The 19,818-nt window shown below is 60.6% G+C and carries 15 protein-coding genes and 3 tRNA genes; 13 read left to right on the forward strand and 5 right to left on the reverse strand.

Features of this window, described 5'->3' with window-relative positions:
- Positions 1-2 precede the first annotated feature (2 nt).
- From uvrC to ISP19_RS20890, 5 genes are all read left to right on the forward strand, one after another.
- A complete protein-coding gene (gene uvrC / locus ISP19_RS20870) occupies positions 3-1,829 on the forward strand; it encodes an excinuclease ABC subunit UvrC (RefSeq protein ID WP_204684323.1) in 1,827 nt (608 codons plus the stop codon).
- A gap of 128 nt (positions 1,830-1,957) precedes the next feature.
- Complete coding sequence (pgsA, locus tag ISP19_RS20875; protein WP_204684324.1) at positions 1,958-2,569, forward strand: CDP-diacylglycerol--glycerol-3-phosphate 3-phosphatidyltransferase; 612 nt, start codon at positions 1,958-1,960, stop codon at positions 2,567-2,569.
- Positions 2,570-2,606: 37 nt separating this feature from the next.
- A tRNA-Gly gene (locus ISP19_RS20880) sits at positions 2,607-2,682 on the forward strand.
- Positions 2,683-2,828: 146 nt separating this feature from the next.
- Positions 2,829-2,904: transfer RNA gene (locus ISP19_RS20885), tRNA-Gly, on the forward strand.
- Positions 2,905-2,984: 80 nt separating this feature from the next.
- Positions 2,985-3,058 (forward strand) — tRNA-Cys (locus ISP19_RS20890).
- Between the two features lie 125 nt (positions 3,059-3,183).
- On the opposite strand, the gene ISP19_RS20895 is transcribed toward ISP19_RS20890, so the two are convergent.
- Complete coding sequence (locus ISP19_RS20895; RefSeq protein WP_204684325.1) at positions 3,184-3,759, reverse strand: NADPH-dependent FMN reductase; 576 nt, start codon at positions 3,757-3,759, stop codon at positions 3,184-3,186.
- A gap of 62 nt (positions 3,760-3,821) precedes the next feature.
- On the opposite strand from ISP19_RS20895, the gene ISP19_RS20900 reads away from it, so the two are divergent.
- On the forward strand, positions 3,822-4,283 hold the full coding sequence (locus ISP19_RS20900; RefSeq protein ID WP_204684326.1) for a MarR family winged helix-turn-helix transcriptional regulator: 462 nt from the start codon (positions 3,822-3,824) through the stop codon (positions 4,281-4,283).
- 4 nt (positions 4,284-4,287) lie between these two features.
- Here the strand turns inward: ISP19_RS20900 and ISP19_RS20905 are convergent, their stop codons facing one another.
- On the reverse strand, positions 4,288-5,142 hold the full coding sequence (locus ISP19_RS20905) for a LysR family transcriptional regulator (RefSeq protein ID WP_239556967.1): 855 nt from the start codon (positions 5,140-5,142) through the stop codon (positions 4,288-4,290).
- Between the two features lie 110 nt (positions 5,143-5,252).
- Between ISP19_RS20905 and ISP19_RS20910 the strand changes: the two genes are divergently transcribed.
- The 5 genes from ISP19_RS20910 to ISP19_RS20930 all read left to right on the forward strand — a co-directional run bounded on the left by ISP19_RS20910 (position 5,253) and on the right by ISP19_RS20930 (position 12,854).
- Positions 5,253-5,768 carry a lipocalin-like domain-containing protein gene (locus ISP19_RS20910; RefSeq protein ID WP_204684327.1) on the forward strand — a complete coding sequence of 172 codons (516 nt, stop codon included), beginning with the start codon at positions 5,253-5,255 and terminating at the stop codon, positions 5,766-5,768.
- Between the two features lie 276 nt (positions 5,769-6,044).
- Complete coding sequence (locus ISP19_RS20915; RefSeq protein WP_338082395.1) at positions 6,045-7,277, forward strand: TolC family protein; 1,233 nt, start codon at positions 6,045-6,047, stop codon at positions 7,275-7,277.
- Positions 7,274-8,350, forward strand: coding sequence for an efflux RND transporter periplasmic adaptor subunit (locus tag ISP19_RS20920; RefSeq protein ID WP_239556968.1), 1,077 nt, complete (start codon positions 7,274-7,276; stop codon positions 8,348-8,350). The genes ISP19_RS20915 and ISP19_RS20920 overlap by 4 nt, the downstream gene beginning before the upstream one ends.
- Positions 8,351-8,352: 2 nt before the next feature.
- Positions 8,353-11,397: an efflux RND transporter permease subunit gene (locus ISP19_RS20925; RefSeq protein WP_239557003.1), complete on the forward strand. Its 3,045-nt coding sequence runs from the start codon at positions 8,353-8,355 to the stop codon at positions 11,395-11,397.
- Positions 11,398-11,438: 41 nt separating this feature from the next.
- Positions 11,439-12,854, forward strand: a complete 1,416-nt coding sequence (locus ISP19_RS20930; RefSeq protein ID WP_204684330.1) for a cryptochrome/photolyase family protein — start codon at positions 11,439-11,441, stop codon at positions 12,852-12,854.
- Here the strand turns inward: ISP19_RS20930 and ISP19_RS20935 are convergent.
- Both ISP19_RS20935 and ISP19_RS20940 read right to left on the reverse strand, forming a co-directional pair.
- Positions 12,836-14,038, reverse strand: a complete 1,203-nt coding sequence (locus tag ISP19_RS20935; RefSeq protein WP_204684331.1) for a cation:proton antiporter — start codon at positions 14,036-14,038, stop codon at positions 12,836-12,838. The two genes, ISP19_RS20930 and ISP19_RS20935, sit on opposite strands and share 19 nt — an antisense overlap.
- Before the next feature lie 43 nt (positions 14,039-14,081).
- On the reverse strand, positions 14,082-15,527 hold the full coding sequence (locus ISP19_RS20940) for an MFS transporter (protein ID WP_204684332.1): 1,446 nt from the start codon (positions 15,525-15,527) through the stop codon (positions 14,082-14,084).
- Positions 15,528-15,696: 169 nt separating this feature from the next.
- Here ISP19_RS20940 and ligA point away from each other — a divergent pair, with 169 nt between their 5' ends.
- Positions 15,697-18,084 (forward strand): NAD-dependent DNA ligase LigA, encoded by a 2,388-nt coding sequence (gene ligA, locus ISP19_RS20945; RefSeq protein ID WP_204684333.1) that lies wholly within the window; start codon positions 15,697-15,699, stop codon positions 18,082-18,084.
- Between the two features lie 6 nt (positions 18,085-18,090).
- Complete coding sequence (gene epmA, locus ISP19_RS20950) at positions 18,091-19,059, forward strand: EF-P lysine aminoacylase EpmA (protein WP_204684334.1); 969 nt, start codon at positions 18,091-18,093, stop codon at positions 19,057-19,059.
- A gap of 54 nt (positions 19,060-19,113) precedes the next feature.
- On the opposite strand, the gene ISP19_RS20955 is transcribed toward epmA, so the two are convergent.
- A complete protein-coding gene (locus ISP19_RS20955) occupies positions 19,114-19,758 on the reverse strand; it encodes a response regulator (RefSeq protein WP_204684335.1) in 645 nt (214 codons plus the stop codon).
- Between the last annotated feature and the right edge of the window lie 60 nt (positions 19,759-19,818).

A 19,818-nucleotide genomic window follows, 5' to 3' on the forward strand; every position in this document is an offset into this window, starting at 1 on the left:
CCATGCAGCCCGCCCCCTCGCAGGCCTTCGACGGCAAGGCCTTTGTCAGCACGCTCACCACGTCCCCCGGCGTCTATCGTTACTTCAACGAAGACGGCGAACTGCTCTACGTGGGTAAGGCCAGCAGCCTCAAGAAGCGCGTCGGCAGCTATTTTCTGAAACCGCGCATGGAGCCGCGCATTGCGGCCATGGTGTCGCAGATCGCGCGCGCCGAAATCACCGTCACCCGCACCGAGGCGGAAGCCTTGCTGCTGGAGTCGCAGCTGATCAAGGCGCTCAAGCCGCGCTACAACATCCTGCTACGCGACGACAAAAGTTATCCGTACATCTATCTCTCGGGTGGCGAGGATTATCCGCGTCTGGCGTTTCACCGTGGCGCACGCAATCAGCCGGGTCGCTATTTCGGCCCATTCCCCAGCGCCTTCGCCGTGCGGGAAAGTCTCAATCTGATGCAAAAGCTGTTCAAGGTGCGCCAGTGTGAGGATAGCTACTTCCGCAATCGCTCGCGTCCCTGCCTGCAATACCAGATCGGCCGCTGCACTGGACCGTGCGTGGGCTTGATCAACACGGAGGATTACCGCAACGACGTGCGCCACGTGGAGATGTTCCTGGAAGGTCGCAGCAGCGCCGTGATCGATGAACTGGTCAGCGCGATGGAGCAAGCCAGCGCCGCGCTGAATTTCGAACGGGCGGCAGCATTGCGTGACCAGGTCGCTGCGTTGCGCAAACTCCATGCGCAGAACCACGTGCAAGGCGCTACCACCGATATGGACGTAATTGCCTGCCGTATCGAGTCGGGTATTGCTTGCGTCAGTGTGCTGTTCTTCCGCAACGGCATCAGCCTGGGCACCCGCGATTTCTATCCGCGCTTGCCGCTGGATGCAGAGCCGGCTGACGTGCTGGCGCAGTTCATTGCCCAGTACTACCTGGATCGCCCGGTGCCACGCGAGATCATCCTTGGCGAAGCGATGGCAGACGAGCAACTGCTAAGCGAGGTGCTGGCCCAGCAATCCGGTCACGCCGTGGAGATCAAGACGCGTGTGCGCGGTGATCGCGCACAGTTCCTGCAGATGGCCGAGCGCAATGCGCAGGCTTCACTGACCTCACGCATCGCCAGCCGCCAGACGCTTGGCACCCGTTTCGATGATCTTCAAAACCTGCTGGGCCTGGACGAGCCGCCACGCCGTATCGAATGTTTCGATATCAGCCACACACGCGGTGAGGCGACCGTCGCATCCTGCGTGGTGTTCGGCCCGGAAGGTCCGGAGAAATCACACTACCGACGCTTCAATATCGCCGGCATCACCCCGGGGGACGATTACGCTGCCATGCATCAGGCGCTGACTCGGCGCTTTCGCAAGGTGGCTGAGGGCGAGGGCGCGCGGCCCGATGTCCTGCTGATCGACGGCGGCACTGGTCAGGTGGCGCAGGCCTTGGACGTGCTGCGGGAGCTGGGTGTGACCGGCATCGAGGTGGTCGGCGTGGCCAAGGGGCCGGGCCGTCGAGCGGGTGAGGAGACCCTGATCCTGGCCGGGTCAAACCGCGAGCTCCATCCTGGACCCAGTTCACCGGCCCTGCATCTGGTGGCCGCCGTGCGTGACGAGTCCCATCGCTTTGCCATCAGCGGCCACCGTAAACGGCGTGAGAAGGCTCGCGAACGCAGCGTGCTGGAAGACGTGCAGGGCGTCGGGGCGCGTCGTCGGACGGCTCTGCTCAAGGCCTTCGGTGGATTGGCCGGGGTGGAAGCCGCCGGGGTCGAGGAACTTATGCAGGTGAAGGGGATTGATCGCGGCCTGGCTGAACGCATTTATGACGCGCTACACGCCTGACTCGACCAACGCCCTCCTTACGCAGGGGAGCAGGCCAGGCGCGGAGCCCAACTTGCGAAAGCTTTAACCCGATCACCCGACGCATTCTGCTTCCAACGTGCGACACTGACAGAAAACGGAAAGGACCCATGCGCATCAATTTGCCGACCTGGCTCACGCTGTTCCGTGTAGCGCTGCTGCCGGTCATGGTGCTGGTGTTCTATCTGCCGTTCAGGGGGCACAACATCACTGCCGCGGTCGTCTTTGCGCTGGCCGGCGTGACCGATTGGCTGGATGGCTATCTTGCCCGTCGGCTCAACATGACGTCCAAATTCGGCGCCTTCCTAGATCCGGTGGCCGACAAGCTGATGGTGGCGGTCACCCTGTTCATGTTGGTGGATACGAATCGTGGCGGCTGGCCGGGCATCCTCATGGCCGTCACCTCGGCCATCATCGTTGGCCGCGAGATCAGCATCTCGGCGCTGCGTGAGTGGATGGCCGAAATCGGCATGCGGGCCACGGTGCGGGTGGCTTTTCTGGGCAAACTGAAAACCACGATGCAGGTGGTGGCGCTGATTGTGCTGATCCTGCAACATGAAAAAGACGCCGAGGCCCTGCGCCTCTATCACATTGGTGAGGGACTACTGGTGCTGGCCGGCGTGCTCACCATCTGGTCGGGTTTGTACTACCTGCGTGCGGCCTGGCCCGCTTTGCATAGCGACGGGCCCGCACTCTCATCCGAGCAAGATAGAAACGCTTGACGGTTTCGTTTCAGTCGCTAAAATGCGCGGCTCCGATGCGGGAATAGCTCAGTTGGTAGAGCACGACCTTGCCAAGGTCGGGGTCGCGAGTTCGAGTCTCGTTTCCCGCTCCAGATGCCAGACAAAGCCCCAGGTAAAAGCCTGGGGCTTTGTTGTTTCGGTACTTTAAGCATGTGCGGCAAGTTGCTTGAATCACTGAAAAAAAGCGGTGCCGGCTATTCACATCGGCACCGGTTCTGCTATAGTTGCACGCTCCGATGCGGGAATAGCTCAGTTGGTAGAGCACGACCTTGCCAAGGTCGGGGTCGCGAGTTCGAGTCTCGTTTCCCGCTCCAGTTTCAAGCAAAACCTCGGACCACCGGGGTTTTGTTCTTTAAGGGAGTCCTGATCCAGTAAGATCGTGAATCCCAGCAATGGCCGGGTGGCAGAGTGGTCATGCAGCGGCCTGCAAAGCCGTGTACGCCGGTTCGATTCCGACCTCGGCCTCCATTGCAAAGTTGAAAAAAGCGCCCGAGTGGCGCTTTTTTTATGGGCTTCTTTGGACATCGTACAAAAGCCCCCCGCTATCGCCGTGGGGCAGTACACAGATCACCAATCCGATTGCACGAAGCGCTTCAGGATTCGCTCGTCACATTGATGTGTTCGGCCAATTCGGCGAGAGCGTTTTGGATGGACGGCAAATGTTGCTGGAAGTCGTGTTCCGGCTCAAAAGGTGCTGCTTCGCGAATCACCGCTTTGGGCAGGATGATGCCGGGCATGGTCGGCATGACGCGCATTTTTACGGCACTGGCGATCTGTTTGAGCTGTTCGGCGCACTTGCCGCCGCCATGGCCGCCGTAGGTCACGATAGCGGCGGGTTTGTTGCGCCATTCATGGTAAAGGTGGTCGATGGCGTTCTTTAGCGCCGCCGGGTAGCCCCAGTTGAATTGAGGAGTGACGAAGATCACCGCATCTGCGGTTTTGATCTTTTCGCTCCATGCGCGTGTATGTGCCTGGGCATACGGCAGTCCCTTCTCGGGGATTTCCGGTTCGTCGTTCATCGGGAGCGGCCAATCCGCGAGATCGACGGTTTCGTAGGTAAGCCCGGTGCTCGCGTGGCCGAGCTGGGCAATCCATGCCGTAATTTTTGGACAGATGCGACCCGCCCTGGTGCTGCCCATGATCAAAAGTACCGTTTTCTTGTGTTCCATGGGGTTGCCAATTTACATGTATGATACATGCATTGTCGGACGGTCAGGGCTTGATGTAAAGCATGTACGATACACGTAATTTGGATGCCATTACCTCGGCACTGATTGACCTCACCGGTTGCCTGAACAGCCCGCGCCAGGATGACGCCCTGCTGCAGAAAGCGGGCGTATCCCTGGATCGGGCTTTGTTTCCTTTGCTGGTCCGGCTAAATGCTGCCGAATCCATGAGCGTAGCGGAGCTTGCCGATCAGGCTGGCCGTGATCCGTCCACGGTCAGTCGCCAGTTGGCCAAGCTCGAACAGCTTGGTTTGGTCAAACGGCCGTTGAGCCGTGAAGACATGCGGGTGCGCGCTGCGACCATTACCAAGGCCGGATCACGCGTTGTCACCGCCATTACCGAGGCCCGGCGAAAACTGCTTGGCGAATTGATGCAGGATTGGTCCGCCGACGAACGCCGGATACTTCCAACGTTGGTACAGAAGCTCGCCGACGCCATGAAGGCAAGACTTGGTAATGCAGGCTGACGCGTCACGCTGCGGAAAGACCTTTGAATGCGGTAACCAGCGTGCGTATGGCATCGCGCGAACGGCGGTCGTTGAGCGCGGTGTACAGCACAGCCTCCTGGCGAGGGAGCGAGGGAAGGGATAGCTTCGCGCCCATATCGATCGTGCCGCTTGGCGCTGTACGTCGTGCGAGCACGGCAATCGCCAGTCCGGCTGCGGCGGCTGCGCCGACAACGGCGGCACCCTTGCCAATGAAGACTTCAGTCCAGGCAATGCCGGCCTGATCGAGCGCACGTACCGCTGCGGCGCGAATGCTGCACGATTCACCTTGAGTGGCCAGCGGCAAAGCCTGGCCCGGGTGCGATTCCCAGTTGGGGATCCCGATCCACGCAAAGCTTTCGGTGAACAGGGTTTCGCCCTGATGGCGGCGGTTTTCCGGTTGTAACACCAGTGCGGCATCCAGCATGCGTTCTTCGTATGCCTGCATGACTTCGCGCGAACCCGCCACGCGCATTTCAATCAGCAGGCTTGGATCGTGCTCGTTCATGCGACGGAGCAGGGCGGGCAATTCGCTGCCGACAATCTGCTGACTGATGCCGATGGTCAAGCGGCGTCGTTCGATCTGAAAAGAGCCAATAGCTCGTTCATGCGCGCCGACCAGCGAACGTGCCGCGTCGAGAAACGCTGCGCCCTCCGCCGATAGCCGTACCTGTCTGGGCGTGCGCTCCAGCAGCCGCCGGCCAAGCTGATCCTCCAGGCGGCGCAACTTCAGGCTGATGGCTGACTGGGTGGTGTCCAGCGCCTCTGCCGCCCGGGTAAAGCTCTGCAGATCGGCGATGAAGACAAAGGCTTTTACCGCATCGAGATCGAGCGCTTTCATGGAATCAATCATGTCATTTTGCAATGACTGAAATATACAATCATTGCATTTACGAATGCATGTCCGAGGACTAGGCTTTGCCGGTCCTCCACTGAAAATCAGGGATTCCCATGCGCCATTGGCATTCCTTACGCGGCATCCTGCTGGCGGCCTTGATCGTCAGTCAGGCAGCTTTGGCGGATACCGCCGCAACCCCCTCCCTGGCGGGCACCTGGACGCTGAAAGCGGCCTATGACCTGCACAAGGACGGTAGCAAGACCTTCGGCTTCGGTCCGGCACCCAGCGGCATCTTGATGATCGATCGTGATGGCCGCTATTCGCTTCAGATCTACCGTAGCAATCAGCCCACCCATGCCATCGATGCAAAGGGCGTTCGCACGGACTTCAAGCCCGGCGAAATCGCCAGTACGCATTACGGCGAGGTGAGTCTGGATCCGGCTACGCACAGCGTGACCTTCCGGATTGAACGGGCTTACAACCTGCGTTGGGATGGCACGGTCCAGGTACGGCCCTACATGTTGTCGGCCGATGTACTCAGTTATCAGGTACCGCAGCAACCGGGCAGCGATAGTGTCGCGGTTTCGGTATGGCAGCGAGTGAAGCCGGCGATCAAGGGCGCCCCCTGAGCGTGTCGTCACAAAAGTGCCTTATCGCCTTGCAAAGTAATCGCTAAGCCACAGCCGCTAGCCTTATGCCGTTATCGGCAACAGGCCAGAGGCTTGCGGGTGCGGTTGTTGAAGATTTCACCACGTTACAAAATGATGTCACGTGTGCACGAGTGGCGCGCGTGTGTCTTGATTTGCATCGCACTGAGTTCAGGGTGTGCGACATACAAGCCGCAACCGCTGGGCGAAGGGCAGGGTATCAAGGATGCATCGCAGCTCTCCGTAAACACAGCTGACATGCCTTTGCCGGCATGGCGCACACATCGTTTCGATCTCTCGCAAGGGTTGGACGTGACCGATGTGGCGATACTCGCCGTCGCCAACAACCCTGATCTAAAGGTGATGCGCGATCAACTGGGCATCGCGCGCGCCCAGTCCTTTGCGGCTGGTTTATTGCCAGATCCACAGATCGCCATCGGCAGGGATTTTCTGACGCACAAGCAGGTGGGGTTCACCAGTGCGTATAACTACGGTATCAGCGAAGACGTCAGCAGCTTGCTTACGCGTTCAATGCGCAAGGCGGCGGCCAGGAGCCAGGCCGATCAGGTGAATCTGGACCTGCTTTGGGCAGAGTGGCAAACGATTGCGCAGGCGCGTCTATTGTTCAATCAAGTCGTGTCTTTGCGTGCGCAGCAGAAGCAGCTCACCGCGGAACAGACGGCACTGGCTTCCGTCGATGGATACGTGCGCAAGGCTTTGCAGCAGGGCAACCTGACCGACGATAGCGCCAGCGCCGGCTTGAATGCTTACGCGGATGCCAGCAAGCGCTTGTCGGACTGTATGGTCCAATTGCACCAGGCCGAACACGATCTGCGCCTCTTGCTGGGGCTGGCGCCGGACGTACCGTTGCAACTGGTTGGTGAACCTTTCCATGTTTCGCCGACGCCTGAGCAAGTGCAAGCTGCCTTGGCGAGTTTGTCGCAACGGCGCCCGGATCTGCTCGCCTTGCAAGCCGGCTACAAAGCACAGGAGGCTAGCTTGCGTGCTGCAATTCGTGCGCAGTTTCCCGCGCTGAATGTAGGTGTTGACCGCCAGCGTGATACCAGCGACATCGTGACCAACGGCTTCACGTTGGGGGTGACCCTGCCGTTGTTCGATCGCAATCGCGGCAATATCGCCATCGAGACGGCGACGCGGCAACAGCTTAAAGACGACTACGACAATCGCGTGCTGACTACGCGCAGCGATATCCAGCAGTTGCTCGCTGATCTCGACACGCTCGCGGCACAGCGTGATCGGCTTGAGTCGCAAGCCATGCGTCTGGACCAGGCACGCCATGCAGCGGAAGCGGCGTGGCAGCAGGGCTTGCTCGACTGGCCGACGTACCTTTCCATTCGTGGCAACGCACTTGGTGCGGACATGGATGTCATCGCCGCGCGTGATCAGCAATCACAACAGGCGATCGCATTGGAAACCTTGCTTGGCGACACCGATCTTCAACCGTCTTCTGTAGCGACCACCCAGCCATGAACCACACTTTCCTGACTCGCGCCACGCTGATGGCGCTGCTTGCCTTGCTGGCCGGTTGTGGCAGCAGCGGTGCTGCAGACGATGATGATGCGCCGGATGTAAGCGGCCAGGTACAGGTGACGACAACACTGCCGGTAAGCCAGACCTTTCACGACACCATCCAGGCGTGGGGAAGCGTGATGGGCGATCCGCACCGGGCCGGCGTAATCAGTCTGGGGCATGGCGGTCAAGTGATCGGCATGGATGTTGTCGCAGGGCAAGCTGTCAGGCGTGGTGATGAGTTGCTGCGCATCGCACCCGATCCGGCAGCACGCAATGCCTACCGGCAGGCACAGAGTGAGCTGGAACTCGCCAGCGGTGAACTCAAGCGCACCGAGCAAATGATGGCGCAGCATTTGGCTACGCAGTCTCAGCTCGCCGCGGCGCGCAAGGCGCTGGATGACGCAGAGGCGGGGCTGGAGGCGCAGCGCGCGCTTGGCGGCGGTGATGCCGAAGAATCCATCAATGCGCCGGTCGATGGCGTGGTAACCACATTGGGCGTGAATCTGGGCGACCGTTTTCAGGCTGATGCGAGCTTGCTGACCTTTACGCCCGCACATGGCTTGATCGCGAAATTGGGCGTGCAGCCGGAAGATGGCGCGCAGCTGAAGGCAGGCATGCCGGTGCAGGTGCAGGCTGTTTACGGCAAGGCTGCGAACCTGAAGGGCCGCGTCGATATGGTGGGGCAGGTGGTCGATGCACAAACGCACTTGCTGCCCTTGCAAGTTGCTTTGCCGCCGGAAGCCAGCGTGTCTTGGGTGTCTGGCGCGCCCGTGCAGGCCACGATCGAAACCGCTGCCTATACGGCGTGGGCCTTGCCGCGTGACGCTGTGTTGCACGATGACAAGGGAACTTACGTCTTCGCGGTTGAGCATGATCATGCCAAGCGCATCGAGGTAAGCCTGAAATATCCGGACGGTGACACCGTCGGCGTGCAAGGCCCGCTGAACGCCAAGACACGCGTCATCGTGCTGGGCAGTTATGAGCTGGATGACGGTGACGCCGTGCGCGAGCAGCAGGAGCCGGCCAAGTGAGCATGACCGCATGGATGCAGCGTCACCGGCGCTCGCTGCTGTTCCTCGTATTGATGCTGGCGATCGGCGGCATCGCCAGTGCCGTTTTTATGCCGGTGGCGCTGTTTCCGAATGTGGCGTTTCCACGCGTGCAATTGTTCCTGGACTCGGGTGATCGTCCGGCCGACCAGATGGCCATCGAAGTCACCACGCCGATCGAAGATGCGTTGCGTCGTGTTCCCGGCGTGCGCGATGTGCGTTCAACCACCAGCCGCGGCAGCGCTGATATCGAAGTGAGTTTTGACTGGGGCACGGATATGAGCCGTGCGCTGGCCGATATCAATGCCGCGGCCAGTCAGGTGCTGCCGGAATTACCGACGGGGACGCAACTCAGCAGCCGGCGCATGGACCCGACCACCTATCCGATGCTGGCGTACAGCTTGCGCTCGCATACCTTGTCGCCCAGTGCGCTGTACGACCTGGCGCAGTATCAGCTGCGTCCCTTGCTCAGCAGTATTCCGGGCGTGGCGCACGTCGGTGTTCAAGGTGGTGAAGTCGCGGAATTCCATGCCGATGTCGACCCGAACCGCTTGCGAGCGCAGGATCTGAGCTTGTCTGATGTGGCCGCAGCCGTCAGCCATGCCGCGACCATTCAGGCAATGGGGCACGTTTCCGATCATTACAAGCTGTACCTGCTGTTGGCGGATAACCATCCGGGCACGGTAGCGGCCTTGCGCGATATCGTGGTGCGCGCGGACGGTCACGGCGTCGTGCGACTGGGTGATATCGCCGATGTCACGCTCAGCCATGTGCCGCAGTGGATCCGTGTTACGGCCGATGGCCAGGATGCGGTGCTGATGCAGATATTCCAGCAGCCGGACGGTAACAGCGTGCAGATCGCACGCGATGTGAAGCAGCGCTTGCAGGATTACGCACCGCAGATGCCGCCCGGCGTCAAAGTGGCCAACTGGTATGACCAATCGCAGCTGGTGACGGGGGCGGCGGGCAGCGTGCGCGACGCCATCCTTGTCGGCATCGTTTTAGCCGGGCTGGTGCTGTTTGTTTTTCTGCGCAATACACGGGTGATCCTGGTCGCCTTGCTGGTCGTGCCGGCCGTATTGACCATCACCGTTCTGTTGCTGCGCGTACTTGGCATGAGCTTCAACATGATGACGCTGGGTGGCATGGCAGCCGCCGTGGGTTTGATCATAGATGACGTGATCGTGATGCTGGAGCACATCATGCGCCGGCTGCGCGGCGCAGGCGGTGAGGTGAACGAACGTATCGCGCACGCCGCCTGGGAATTCACCCGTCCGCTGACCGGTTCCAGCGCGGCGACGGTGGTTATCTTTCTGCCGCTTGCGTTTCTCACCGGCGTCACGGGTGCGTTCTTCAAAGCCTTGTCATTGACGATGGCCAGTGCCCTGGTGATCTCGTATTTGTTGACCTGGATCGTGGTGCCCCTGTTGTCGGAGCGCTTGCTGGATCAGCGACATATCACCGATCACACGGCCAACCCATTTTCGCAACGCGTGATGAGTATTTATCAGCGCGTACTGCAACGCTGGTTGCAGCGGCCGGCCTGGATGCTCTTGCTAGTGCTACCGTTGATTGCGATGGGCGCACTCGCTTATAGCCGCGTCGGCACGGGCTTCATGCCTGCGATGGACGAAGGCGGCTTTACCTTTGACTACATCTCCAAGCCCGGCACTTCACTGGAGGAAACCGGGCGCCTGCTCAATCAGGTCGAGGCGATCATTCGCGCCAATCCGTATGTGGATACGTATTCGCGTCGCACCGGCCTGCAATTGGGCGATGGCCTGACTGAAGCGAATACCGGCGATATTTTCGTGCGATTGAAGAGCGGCTCACGGCCTTCCACCGAAGAGGTGATGAACGATATTCGCGAGGAGGCCGAGGCCAAGGTGCCGGGTCTCGACGTGGATGTGTCGCAATTGATGGAGGACATGATCGGTGATCTGGTGGCTGTACCCGAACCGATCGAGATCCAGCTTTACAGCGACGATGCGGACCAACTCAATACCACGGCGCAAAAGGTGGCTGATGCATTGGGCAAGATCAAGGGCGTCAATGGCGTCCTCAATGGCATCAATCCGGCCGGCGATGCGTTGACGATGACGGTGGATCCGGTGAAGGCGGCACTGCAGGGCCTGGATCCGGCATCGATTACCGATCAGGTAACGGCGGCCATTGATGGCACCGTAGCTGCACAATTGCCGGCAGAAGGAAAGGTGATCGGTGTGCGCGTACGCTTGCCGCCCACCTCGTACAAGCATCTGGAACAGGTGGCTGCCTTGCCCATCCGGGCAGGGGATGGCCATCTGCTGCCGCTCTCGCAGGTGGCAAACTTGCAGGTCGTGCAGGGGCAACCGGAAATCACACGCAATAACCTCAAGCGCATGGTCGCCGTGACAGGGCGCATCAGCGGACGCAGCATGGGCGCCACAATCGACGATGTGAAAGCCATGCTGGCCAAGCCCGGCTTGTTGCCGAAGGGCATGTACTGCCAGCTGGGCGGCTTGTATCAACAACAGCAGGAAGCATTTCGCGGCTTGACGGTAGTGCTGTTGGCGGCGATCGCGCTGGTGTTTACCTTGCTGCTGTTTCTGTATGAAAGCTTCCGCGTGGCCCTGGCGATTCTGGCCATGCCTTTGTTGGCGATCGGCGCGGTCTTTGTCGGACTGTGGATCACCGGCATCGAACTCAACATCTCAGCCATGATGGGTATGACCATGATCGTGGGCATTGTGACCGAGGTGGCGATCTTCTATTTCTCCGAATTGGAGGAGGTGGCTGGCAAGCTGCCGCTGCATCAGGCGCTGTTGGCTGCTGCACAACACCGCACGCGCCCGATCCTGATGTCGACATTGGCGGCCATCCTTACGTTGTCGCCGTTGGCACTTGCGCTGGGGACCGGTTCGCAGATGCAGCAACCCCTGGCAGTGGCGATCATTGCCGGGATGCTTGTGCAGGTACCGCTGGTGTTGCTGGTCATGCCAGTGCTGTACGCCGCGCTGATGCGTTCGAGGGGCAGTGTTGATGCGTAGGCAGGCTTTGCGGCGAGCGCGAATGCCATCACACTGATGGCATGAGTACTGCCATTGTCTGGTTCCGGCGCGATCTTCGGCTTGCCGACAACATGGCGTTGCACCAGGCATGTTCTGCACATGCCCAGGTGCTGCCTTTGTATATCCATGCGCCGCAGGAGGAGGGCGACTGGACGCCTGGGGCAGCCAGTCGCTGGTGGCTTCATCACGCCTTGCTGGCGCTGGATGAGGCGTTGCGCTTGCGGCAGGGGGCGCTGCACATCCGTCAGGGCGACAGTCTGAAGATTCTGCTCGCGACCGTGAAGCAGAGCGGTGCAGATACGGTTTACTGGAACCGCTTGTACGAGCCCGCTGCGATTGTGCGTGATATGCAAATCAAGGCTGCGTTGCGTGAGCAGGGGATTGCCGTAAACAGCTTTGGTGGCTCGTTGTGGCAGGAACCTTGGCATTTGGCGACCCAGGAGGGGCAGCCTTATCGCGTTTTCACGCCGTTCTGGCGCAAGCTGCGCACCATGATCGACAAGGCGGAACCCTTGCCGGCATTGTCGCGCCTGGCAGCGTTGCGTATCGATCATGGCCTGCCGTTGGCGGCGCTGGATCTGTTGCCACGCCTGCCTTGGGATGCCGGCATGCGCGAATGCTGGACGCCAGGTGAGCAGGGCGCGCACGCCATGCTTGAGCTCTTCGCCGATGACGCGATCACGCGTTACGCGACTGCACGTGATTTACCTGCTCGGCATGGCACATCCCGCCTTTCCCCACATCTGCATTTTGGCGAAATCACGCCACGGCAAATTCATCAGGCTTTGGTCAAACTACAGCGGCGGCTGGATGCCAGGCGCCGGCCGGATATCGAACCTTATCTGCGCGAACTCGGCTGGCGCGAATTTGCGCATCACCTGCTTTATCACTTTCCGAATACCACCACTGGTAATTTCAATCCGCGTTTTGATAGTTTTTCGTGGACGCCGGATAAAGAAATCTGGTTGTGCCGCTGGCAACAGGGGCGCACCGGCATTCCGCTGGTTGATGCAGGGATGCGTGAGCTATGGCACACCGGCTGGATGCATAACCGCGTGCGCATGGTGGTGGCGAGTTTTCTTACCAAAAACCTGCGCCAGCATTGGCACCATGGTGCGCGTTGGTTCTGGGACACGCTGGTGGACGCCGATCTTGCCAACAACACCTTGGGCTGGCAGTGGGTGGCCGGTTGCGGCGCTGATGCCGCCCCCTACTTTCGTATCTTCAATCCGGTTTCACAGTCGCAGAAATTCGACCCGAAAGCCGAGTATCTGCGCCGTTGGTTGCCGGAATTGAGCCGCGCACCCGACGCGCTGCTGCACGAGCCCTGGAAGGATGAGGCACTACTCAAGCGCAGCGGTTATCCCCATCCCATGGTCGACCTGAGGGCCTCCCGGCAAAGTGCCCTCGCTACGTATCAGGCATTGCGTTGCTGAGCGGAAGCCTCGTTGCCGACGGTCTTACGCAGCAGCCAGGCGAGGATGGGTGGTGTCACCATCGCGGTCAGCAAGGACATGGCGACGATAATCGCGTACATCTGGCCATTAAACACGTCGGCGGCCAAACCGAGGCTGGCAATCACTACACCGACTTCACCGCGCGGCACCATGCCGAAGCCGACAATGGCTGCGCTCGTCTTGCCCAGCGATAGTGCGCCGAGGAAGCCGCCAAGCAGCTTGGAAATGATGGCGATCAGCGTGACCACGCCCAGGGCAATCAGCGCATCGGCGCTGGCGAGCTGATGCAGGTCGATCTTGCTGCCGGTCAACACGAAGAAGAACGGAGTCAGCAACGCCAGCAAGGGCTGGAACTGTTGTTCCAGTGTGTGCTGCTGACGCGTTTCGGATGCAATCATGCCGGCCAGGAAGGCTCCGATGATCGCAGCCAGCCCGAACAAGGTAGAGACGTAGGCCAGACCAAGGCACAACGCCAGCACAATCAGCAGCGGTGAATGCAGGTTACGTGGCTTCTCCAGCCAGGTTGAATTCCAGCGCATCACGCGCGTGCCGCCCCATCCGATCACGGCGATAAATCCGATCGCACCGGCCAATACCATCACCAGATGTGTAGCGTCGAAACCTTGGCCGCCCTGCAGCGACACCACTACGCCGAGCAGCAGCATGGCCAGAATATCGTCGATCACCGCGGCGCCGAGGATCACCTTGCTTTCCATGCGCTGCAAAACACCGAGTTCCTGCAAGACGCGCGCAGTAATGCCCGCCGAAGTGGCGACGAACGCCGCAGCGACAAACAACGATTTGCCCCAGTCGAAGCCGCTTGCGTGCGCCCACACGCCACCCATGGCGAACGGCAGCAGCACGCCCAGCACGCCGACCAGGAACGCCGACTTGCCGACTTTTTTCAGATCTTCCAGTCGCGTTTCCAGGCCGACAGAAAACAGCAGCAGCACCACGCCGATTTCGGACAGCACATCGAGCGGCGTGCCTGTGGCGATCTGGTCAGGCGTAATCCAGCCCAGCAGGGAAGGGCCGATTACGCAGCCGGCGGCGATTTCGCCGACCACGCCGGGCAGTTTCAGCCGTTGCGCAATCTCTGCGCCAATCTGCGCAGCGACGAAGACAATAAACAGCGAGAACAGGATTTCGTTCGCGTGATGCATGTTCGGTTCCATCGATCATGGGCATTCCCGTCATGCTACCCGTTCACGGCGACGATGGCACGGCGATCGGGGCCTTCTCCAACCGCGCAAAGACGCGGCTGGCTACCGCGGTAATGAGCGCCAGGACAATCACCGTCCAGCGGAACGCCACCACATAAGCGCCACTGCCCTGGCCGTGTAACAGTGTCTGCATCAGGATGGTGGCCAGGGCAATACCGAAGCTCATCGACAAGTATTGCGTGGTGGAGGCCATCGACGAAGCCATGGAGGCATATTTCACATCCAGATCGGTGTAGATCAGCGTGTTCATCACCGTGTACTGCATGCCCATGAAGCCGCCGTACACGTAGACCAGCAGTGCGGTCAGCAACATTGGCGTGTGCGGGCCGAGCAGGGCGAACAGGGCCAGCAACACCGCCACGATCAGCGTGTTGCCGAATAGCAGGCGGCGATAGCCCAGCCGCACCAGCGTGCGGTTTACGAACCACTTGGCAGTGATCGAGCCAAGGGCCTGCGGCACCATCATCAAGCCGGCCATCAGCGGCGACCAGCCACAGCCCACCTGCAGGAACAGCACGATCAGCAGGAACATGCCGCTGACCCCGAGCCGTGTGAGCAGGTTGCCCGACAGCGCGACCCACACGCTGCGCACCCGCAACAGGACCAGGTCTGCCACCGGATGATCGATGCGGCGGCTGTGCCAGACATAGGTACCGCCGAAAACGATGGCCATCACCACCAGCGAGCCCATCCAGGCCCAGCGGATGTTCTGGTCGGCGGCACATTCGGAGGCGCCCAGCAGCAGCGCCGAGGAGGCCGCAAACAGCACGAAGCCCAACAGATCGAAGCGGTTGGGTCGGGTCAGGCGGTACTCCGGCATCTCGCGCAGGTTGAGCCAAAGGCCAACAATGCCGACGGGCACATTGAGCAGAAAGATCAGGCGCCAATTGGTGTATTCCACCAGCGCGCCACCCAACAGCGGGCCGAGTACCGAACCCAGCAAGCCAAAGGTGGCGACGGTGCTCATCACCTGCACGAATTCGCGCTTGTCGATGGTGCGGACCAGGACATAGCGGCCGACCGGCATCAGCGCCGCACCGCCACAACCCTGTAGCACGCGTGCCATCACCAGCTCCGGCAGGGTCTGCGAAATGCCGCAAAGCAGGGAGCCGATGGCAAACACGCTGATTGCCACGGCAAATACCCGGCGCGTGCCGAAGCGGTCGCACAGCCAGGGGCTGGCCGGAATCAGGATCGCCAGGGTCAAGACGTAACTGGTGAGCGCGCTGCGCATGTTCAGCGGCGTTTCGCCCAGGGCGTTGGCGATGGCCGGCACCGCCGTGTTGACGATGGTGGAATCGAGCGCCTGCATAAAGAACGAGGCCGAAACCAGCCAGATCAGGCCGCGATAGCGCTCGCTCGAGGATCGCCCATCCCTGACCGCTGTCGCCTCGGCGGTCGCGGTGGAAACAGGAGGGGGAGAAGACATGGGCGCTATGATACTTGCTATGACAGTTATTTGCCGGGAAGGGGCTGTGCAGGAGTTAGCCAGATTTCATCGAGGAAGCTTACGGCCGTTGCGGCATGCATCGGTCCGAAACGCCTCCTCCACCTATCGGGTGTCTCATCCATAACCCACGAATCGTTACACTTCCGCTATGAGCAAATCGTCAGCATCCTCCCTGCCGGCACAGCGCGTAGACGACCTGCGCGGGCAGATCGAACAGGCCAATTACCGTTACCACGTTCTCGACGATCCAGCGATCACCGACGCCGAATATGACGGTTTGATGCGTGAGCTGGAAGCGCTGGAAGCCAACCATCCGCAACTGGCGACCCCCGACTCGCCGACCCGCCGGGTCGGCGCGCGTGCGCTAGGCGGCTTTGCGGAAGTGCGCCATGCCTTGCCGATGCTGTCGCTGAGCAATGCTTTCGAGCAGGAAGGCGGCAATGATCGCGAGCAGTACCGGGAGGTGGCCGAATTCGAGCGGCGCATCGAGCAGACCCTCGGACGCAAGCAGCCCGTGTTCTCGGTCGAACCCAAGCTCGATGGGCTGGCGATCAGCCTGCGCTACGAAAACGGCGTGTTCGTGCAGGGTGCTACCCGTGGCGATGGCGAAACAGGCGAGGATGTCACCGCCAATCTGCGTACGGTACGTGCGATTCCCTTGCGCCTGCGCGGTAAAGACTGGCCGCGTGTGCTGGAAGTGCGTGGCGAAGTGATCATGCTGCGCAAGGACTTTGAAGCCTTCAACGCTTACGCACGCCAACACGGCGAGAAGTCACTGGCCAACCCGCGCAACGGCGCGGCGGGCTCCTTGCGGCAGTTGGACCCGGCGATCACGGCCAAGCGCAAGCTCAGCTTTTTCGCGTACGCAGTCGGCGTGGTCGAAGGCGGTCAATTGCCCGATACGCATTCGAAGACCTTGCAGACATTGCGTGAATGGGGTTTTCCGGTTTCTGCTGAAGTGGATGTCGCCAAGGGCTTCGAGGGCTTGATCGCTTATTTCAAACGCATCGGCGCCAAACGTGACAGTTTGCCTTACGACATCGATGGCGTGGTCTACAAATTGGACGATTACGCCGGTCAGCGCGAGATGGGTTTTGTGGCGCGTGCGCCGCGCTGGGCCATTGCGCACAAGTTTCCTGCGCAGGAACAAAGCACGACGGTCGATGCGATTGAAATTCAGATCGGCCGCACCGGTGCCGCGACACCGGTCGCACGGCTTACGCCGGTGCAGGTGGCTGGCGTCACCGTCACCAATGCAACCTTGCACAACGCCGACCAGGTGGCTCGCCTGGACGTGCGAGTGGGCGATACCGTGATCGTCCGCCGCGCAGGCGACGTGATTCCTGAAGTAGTGCGCGTGATCCTCGATCGGCGTCCGGCCAAGACGCATCCCTGGAAGATGCCCACGCATTGCCCGGTTTGCGGATCTGCGCTGGTGCGGGAAGAGGGCGAGGCGGCCTGGCGTTGTTCCGGCGGTTTGATCTGTGCCGCGCAACGGAAGGAAGCCCTGATTCATTTTGCGTCGCGCCGTGCGATGGATATCGAAGGGATCGGTGAACGCTTTGTCGATGCGCTGGTCGATTTCGGCTACGTGCACACCCCTGCTGATCTGTACAAGCTCACGCTCGATCATTTCCTGGAAATGAAGCAGCGCGCGGACGAACGCGATGGCACCGTGCCGGAAACCGTCAAGGCCGGCAAGATCGCCACCAAGTGGGCGGAAAATCTGGTGGAGGCGATCGACGCCAGCAAGAAAACCACGTTATCGCGTTTTCTCTACGCACTGGGCATCGTGCACATCGGTGAGAGCACCGCCAAAACGCTGGCCAGTTGGCTGGGCAGCCTGGAGTGGGTGCGCAGCGTGCCGGCGCCCATCTTGCGCGAGTTGCCGGATATCGGCGGTGAAGTAGCCGGATCGATCGCCGCCTTCTTCCGGCAGGATGGCAACCGCGCGGTGGTTGATGCGCTGCTGGCGGCGGGCATTGCGCTGAGCGACGAGAGCGATCCTTCCCCACGTCTTCATCAGAAGCTGAGTTTCGCAACGCTGCTGGAAGATGCGGGCATCAATGGCATTGGCCGCCGCAATGCCGAATTGCTGGCCGCCCATTTCCCCGGCATCAGCAAACTGCACGCGGCAGGCAGTGCGCATTGGATCACCGCCGGCTTGCCACAGCATGCTGCTCTGAGTCTCGATGAGTTTCTTGCCGACGCCGATCGGCGCATGCGCTTGCAGGAGGCAGAAGCGGCCATGCATCGCCTGCTTGCCGCCACACCACAAGCAGCTGCGGCCGAAGCCCTGCCACTGGCCGGGCAGACCGCCGTGCTCACCGGCACGCTTTCGGGCATGGGGCGCGACGAGGCCAAGGAAAAACTTGAAGCGCTGGGAGCAAAGGTGGCTGGCAGCGTGTCCAAGAAGACCAGTTTTGTAGTGGCCGGCGAGGCGGCTGGTTCCAAGCTCGACAAGGCGCAGGAACTGGGTGTCGATGTGTGGGACGAAGCGCGCTTGCTGGACCTGTTCAAGAAACACGGAAGCTAAGTTGCCATGGTTGCCAGTAATGTCACCCCGTTTCGACAGCGCCTGCAGGGACGAGCCCGGCTCTACGCGCTGATTCGCGCATTCTTCGCCGAGCGCGGCGTACTGGAAGTGGAGACGCCGATTCTTTCTGCCGCGGGAAACACGGACCCGAACATCGAAAGCTTCAGCGCGCCGTTCCACGGTCATGTGGATGCTGGCGCGCGTGAGCGCTGGCTGCGTACCTCGCCGGAGTATCCACTCAAACGGCTGCTTGCGGATGGCGTGGGCGATTGCTACGAACTAGGGCGGGTATTTCGCAACGGCGAGGCCGGAGAGCGTCACAACCCCGAATTCACCATGCTGGAGTGGTATCGGGTTGGTTGGACGCATCGCCAGTTGATGGAGGAATCCATCACGCTGGTCGAAGCCGCATTGGCGGCGGTAGGGCGTCGCGCTGAGGTGCTAATTGAAGGGTATCGTCAGTTCTTTATCGACGAGCTCGGCCTGGATCCCTTGCATGCTCCGATCGACGCGCTGCGCGCGCCGCTGGCCCGATACCACATCGATCCGGAAGGACTCACCCGCGACGATTGGCTTGATTTGCTGATCACCCATCTATTGCAGCCGAACTTTCCGCGCGACCGCATCACGGTCATTCATGATTACCCGGCGACCCAGTCGGCACTGGCGCGCATCCGTCCCGGGGATCCACCGCTGGCTGAACGTTTCGAGCTTTATCTGGGGCCTCACGAACTGGCCAACGGATACCACGAACTGAACGACGCAGAGGAGCAGCGTGCTCGCTTTGAGCGTGATAATGCACGCCGGCGTGAACGTGGATTACGCGAGATGCCTATCGACGAACAGCTGCTGGCGGTGCTCGGCAAAATGCCGGACTGTGCCGGTGTGGCCGTGGGTATAGAACGGTTGCTGATGTGCCTGGCCGGCACTGACCGGATTGGCGACGTGCTTACCTTTCCGTTCTCGCAAGCTTGATGCGGCCTCTGTCCGCGATACCGGGGGAGCGTAAAAAGCTTTTCCCCGGTGGTTTCAGCCTGGTTTTTGGGTCAGGCCCAACTCGATCGCATACTTGAACAGATCGGCATCGCTCTCGATGCCCAGCTTGCGCATTGCGCTGACCTTCTGGGTGCTGATGGTCTGTTTGCTTCGATTGAGCTTTTCCGCGATGCCATTGATGGTCGTGCCGCTGACGTACAGCTTGATGACCTCGACCTCCCGTGGCGAAAGCCGCGACGAGTGGGTAGAGGGAAAAGCCTTTATCAACTTGGTAATGCGGGGAGAGTAGTACTTGCGCTTGCTGTGCACTGCCTGTACTGCGCTGCGCAGGTGCGACATGTCATCGGCCTTGCTCAGGATCGCATCGACACCGCACGCCAGCAGGCTTCGTATCAGTACGGCCTTGTCCATGCTCGTGATGACAATGAGGCCCAGCTCGGAATAACGCTCGCGGAGGAATCCCATCAATTCCAGTCCGTCGCCATACTGGCCGCCGGGCATGGCGTAGTCCGTGATGAGTATGTCGCAGGCTTGTGAATCGAGCAGGGCGACCAACTGCGTCGAGTCGACCGCAGAGCCAATCCGCCTTACGGTGGAAATATCGTCAAGCGTGGCCTCGATACCCAGTCGGATCACCGGGTGGTCATCGGCCAAGGCAATACGAATGTGGTTGTCCATCCTGGTCTGCACTTATTCGCAAAGTTGGCAGAAAATAGCCTCTGCCTAGCCTATTTATCG

The sequence above is a fragment of the Dyella flava genome, assembly GCF_016904955.1.
GTDB lineage: Bacteria > Pseudomonadota > Gammaproteobacteria > Xanthomonadales > Rhodanobacteraceae > Dyella_B > Dyella_B flava.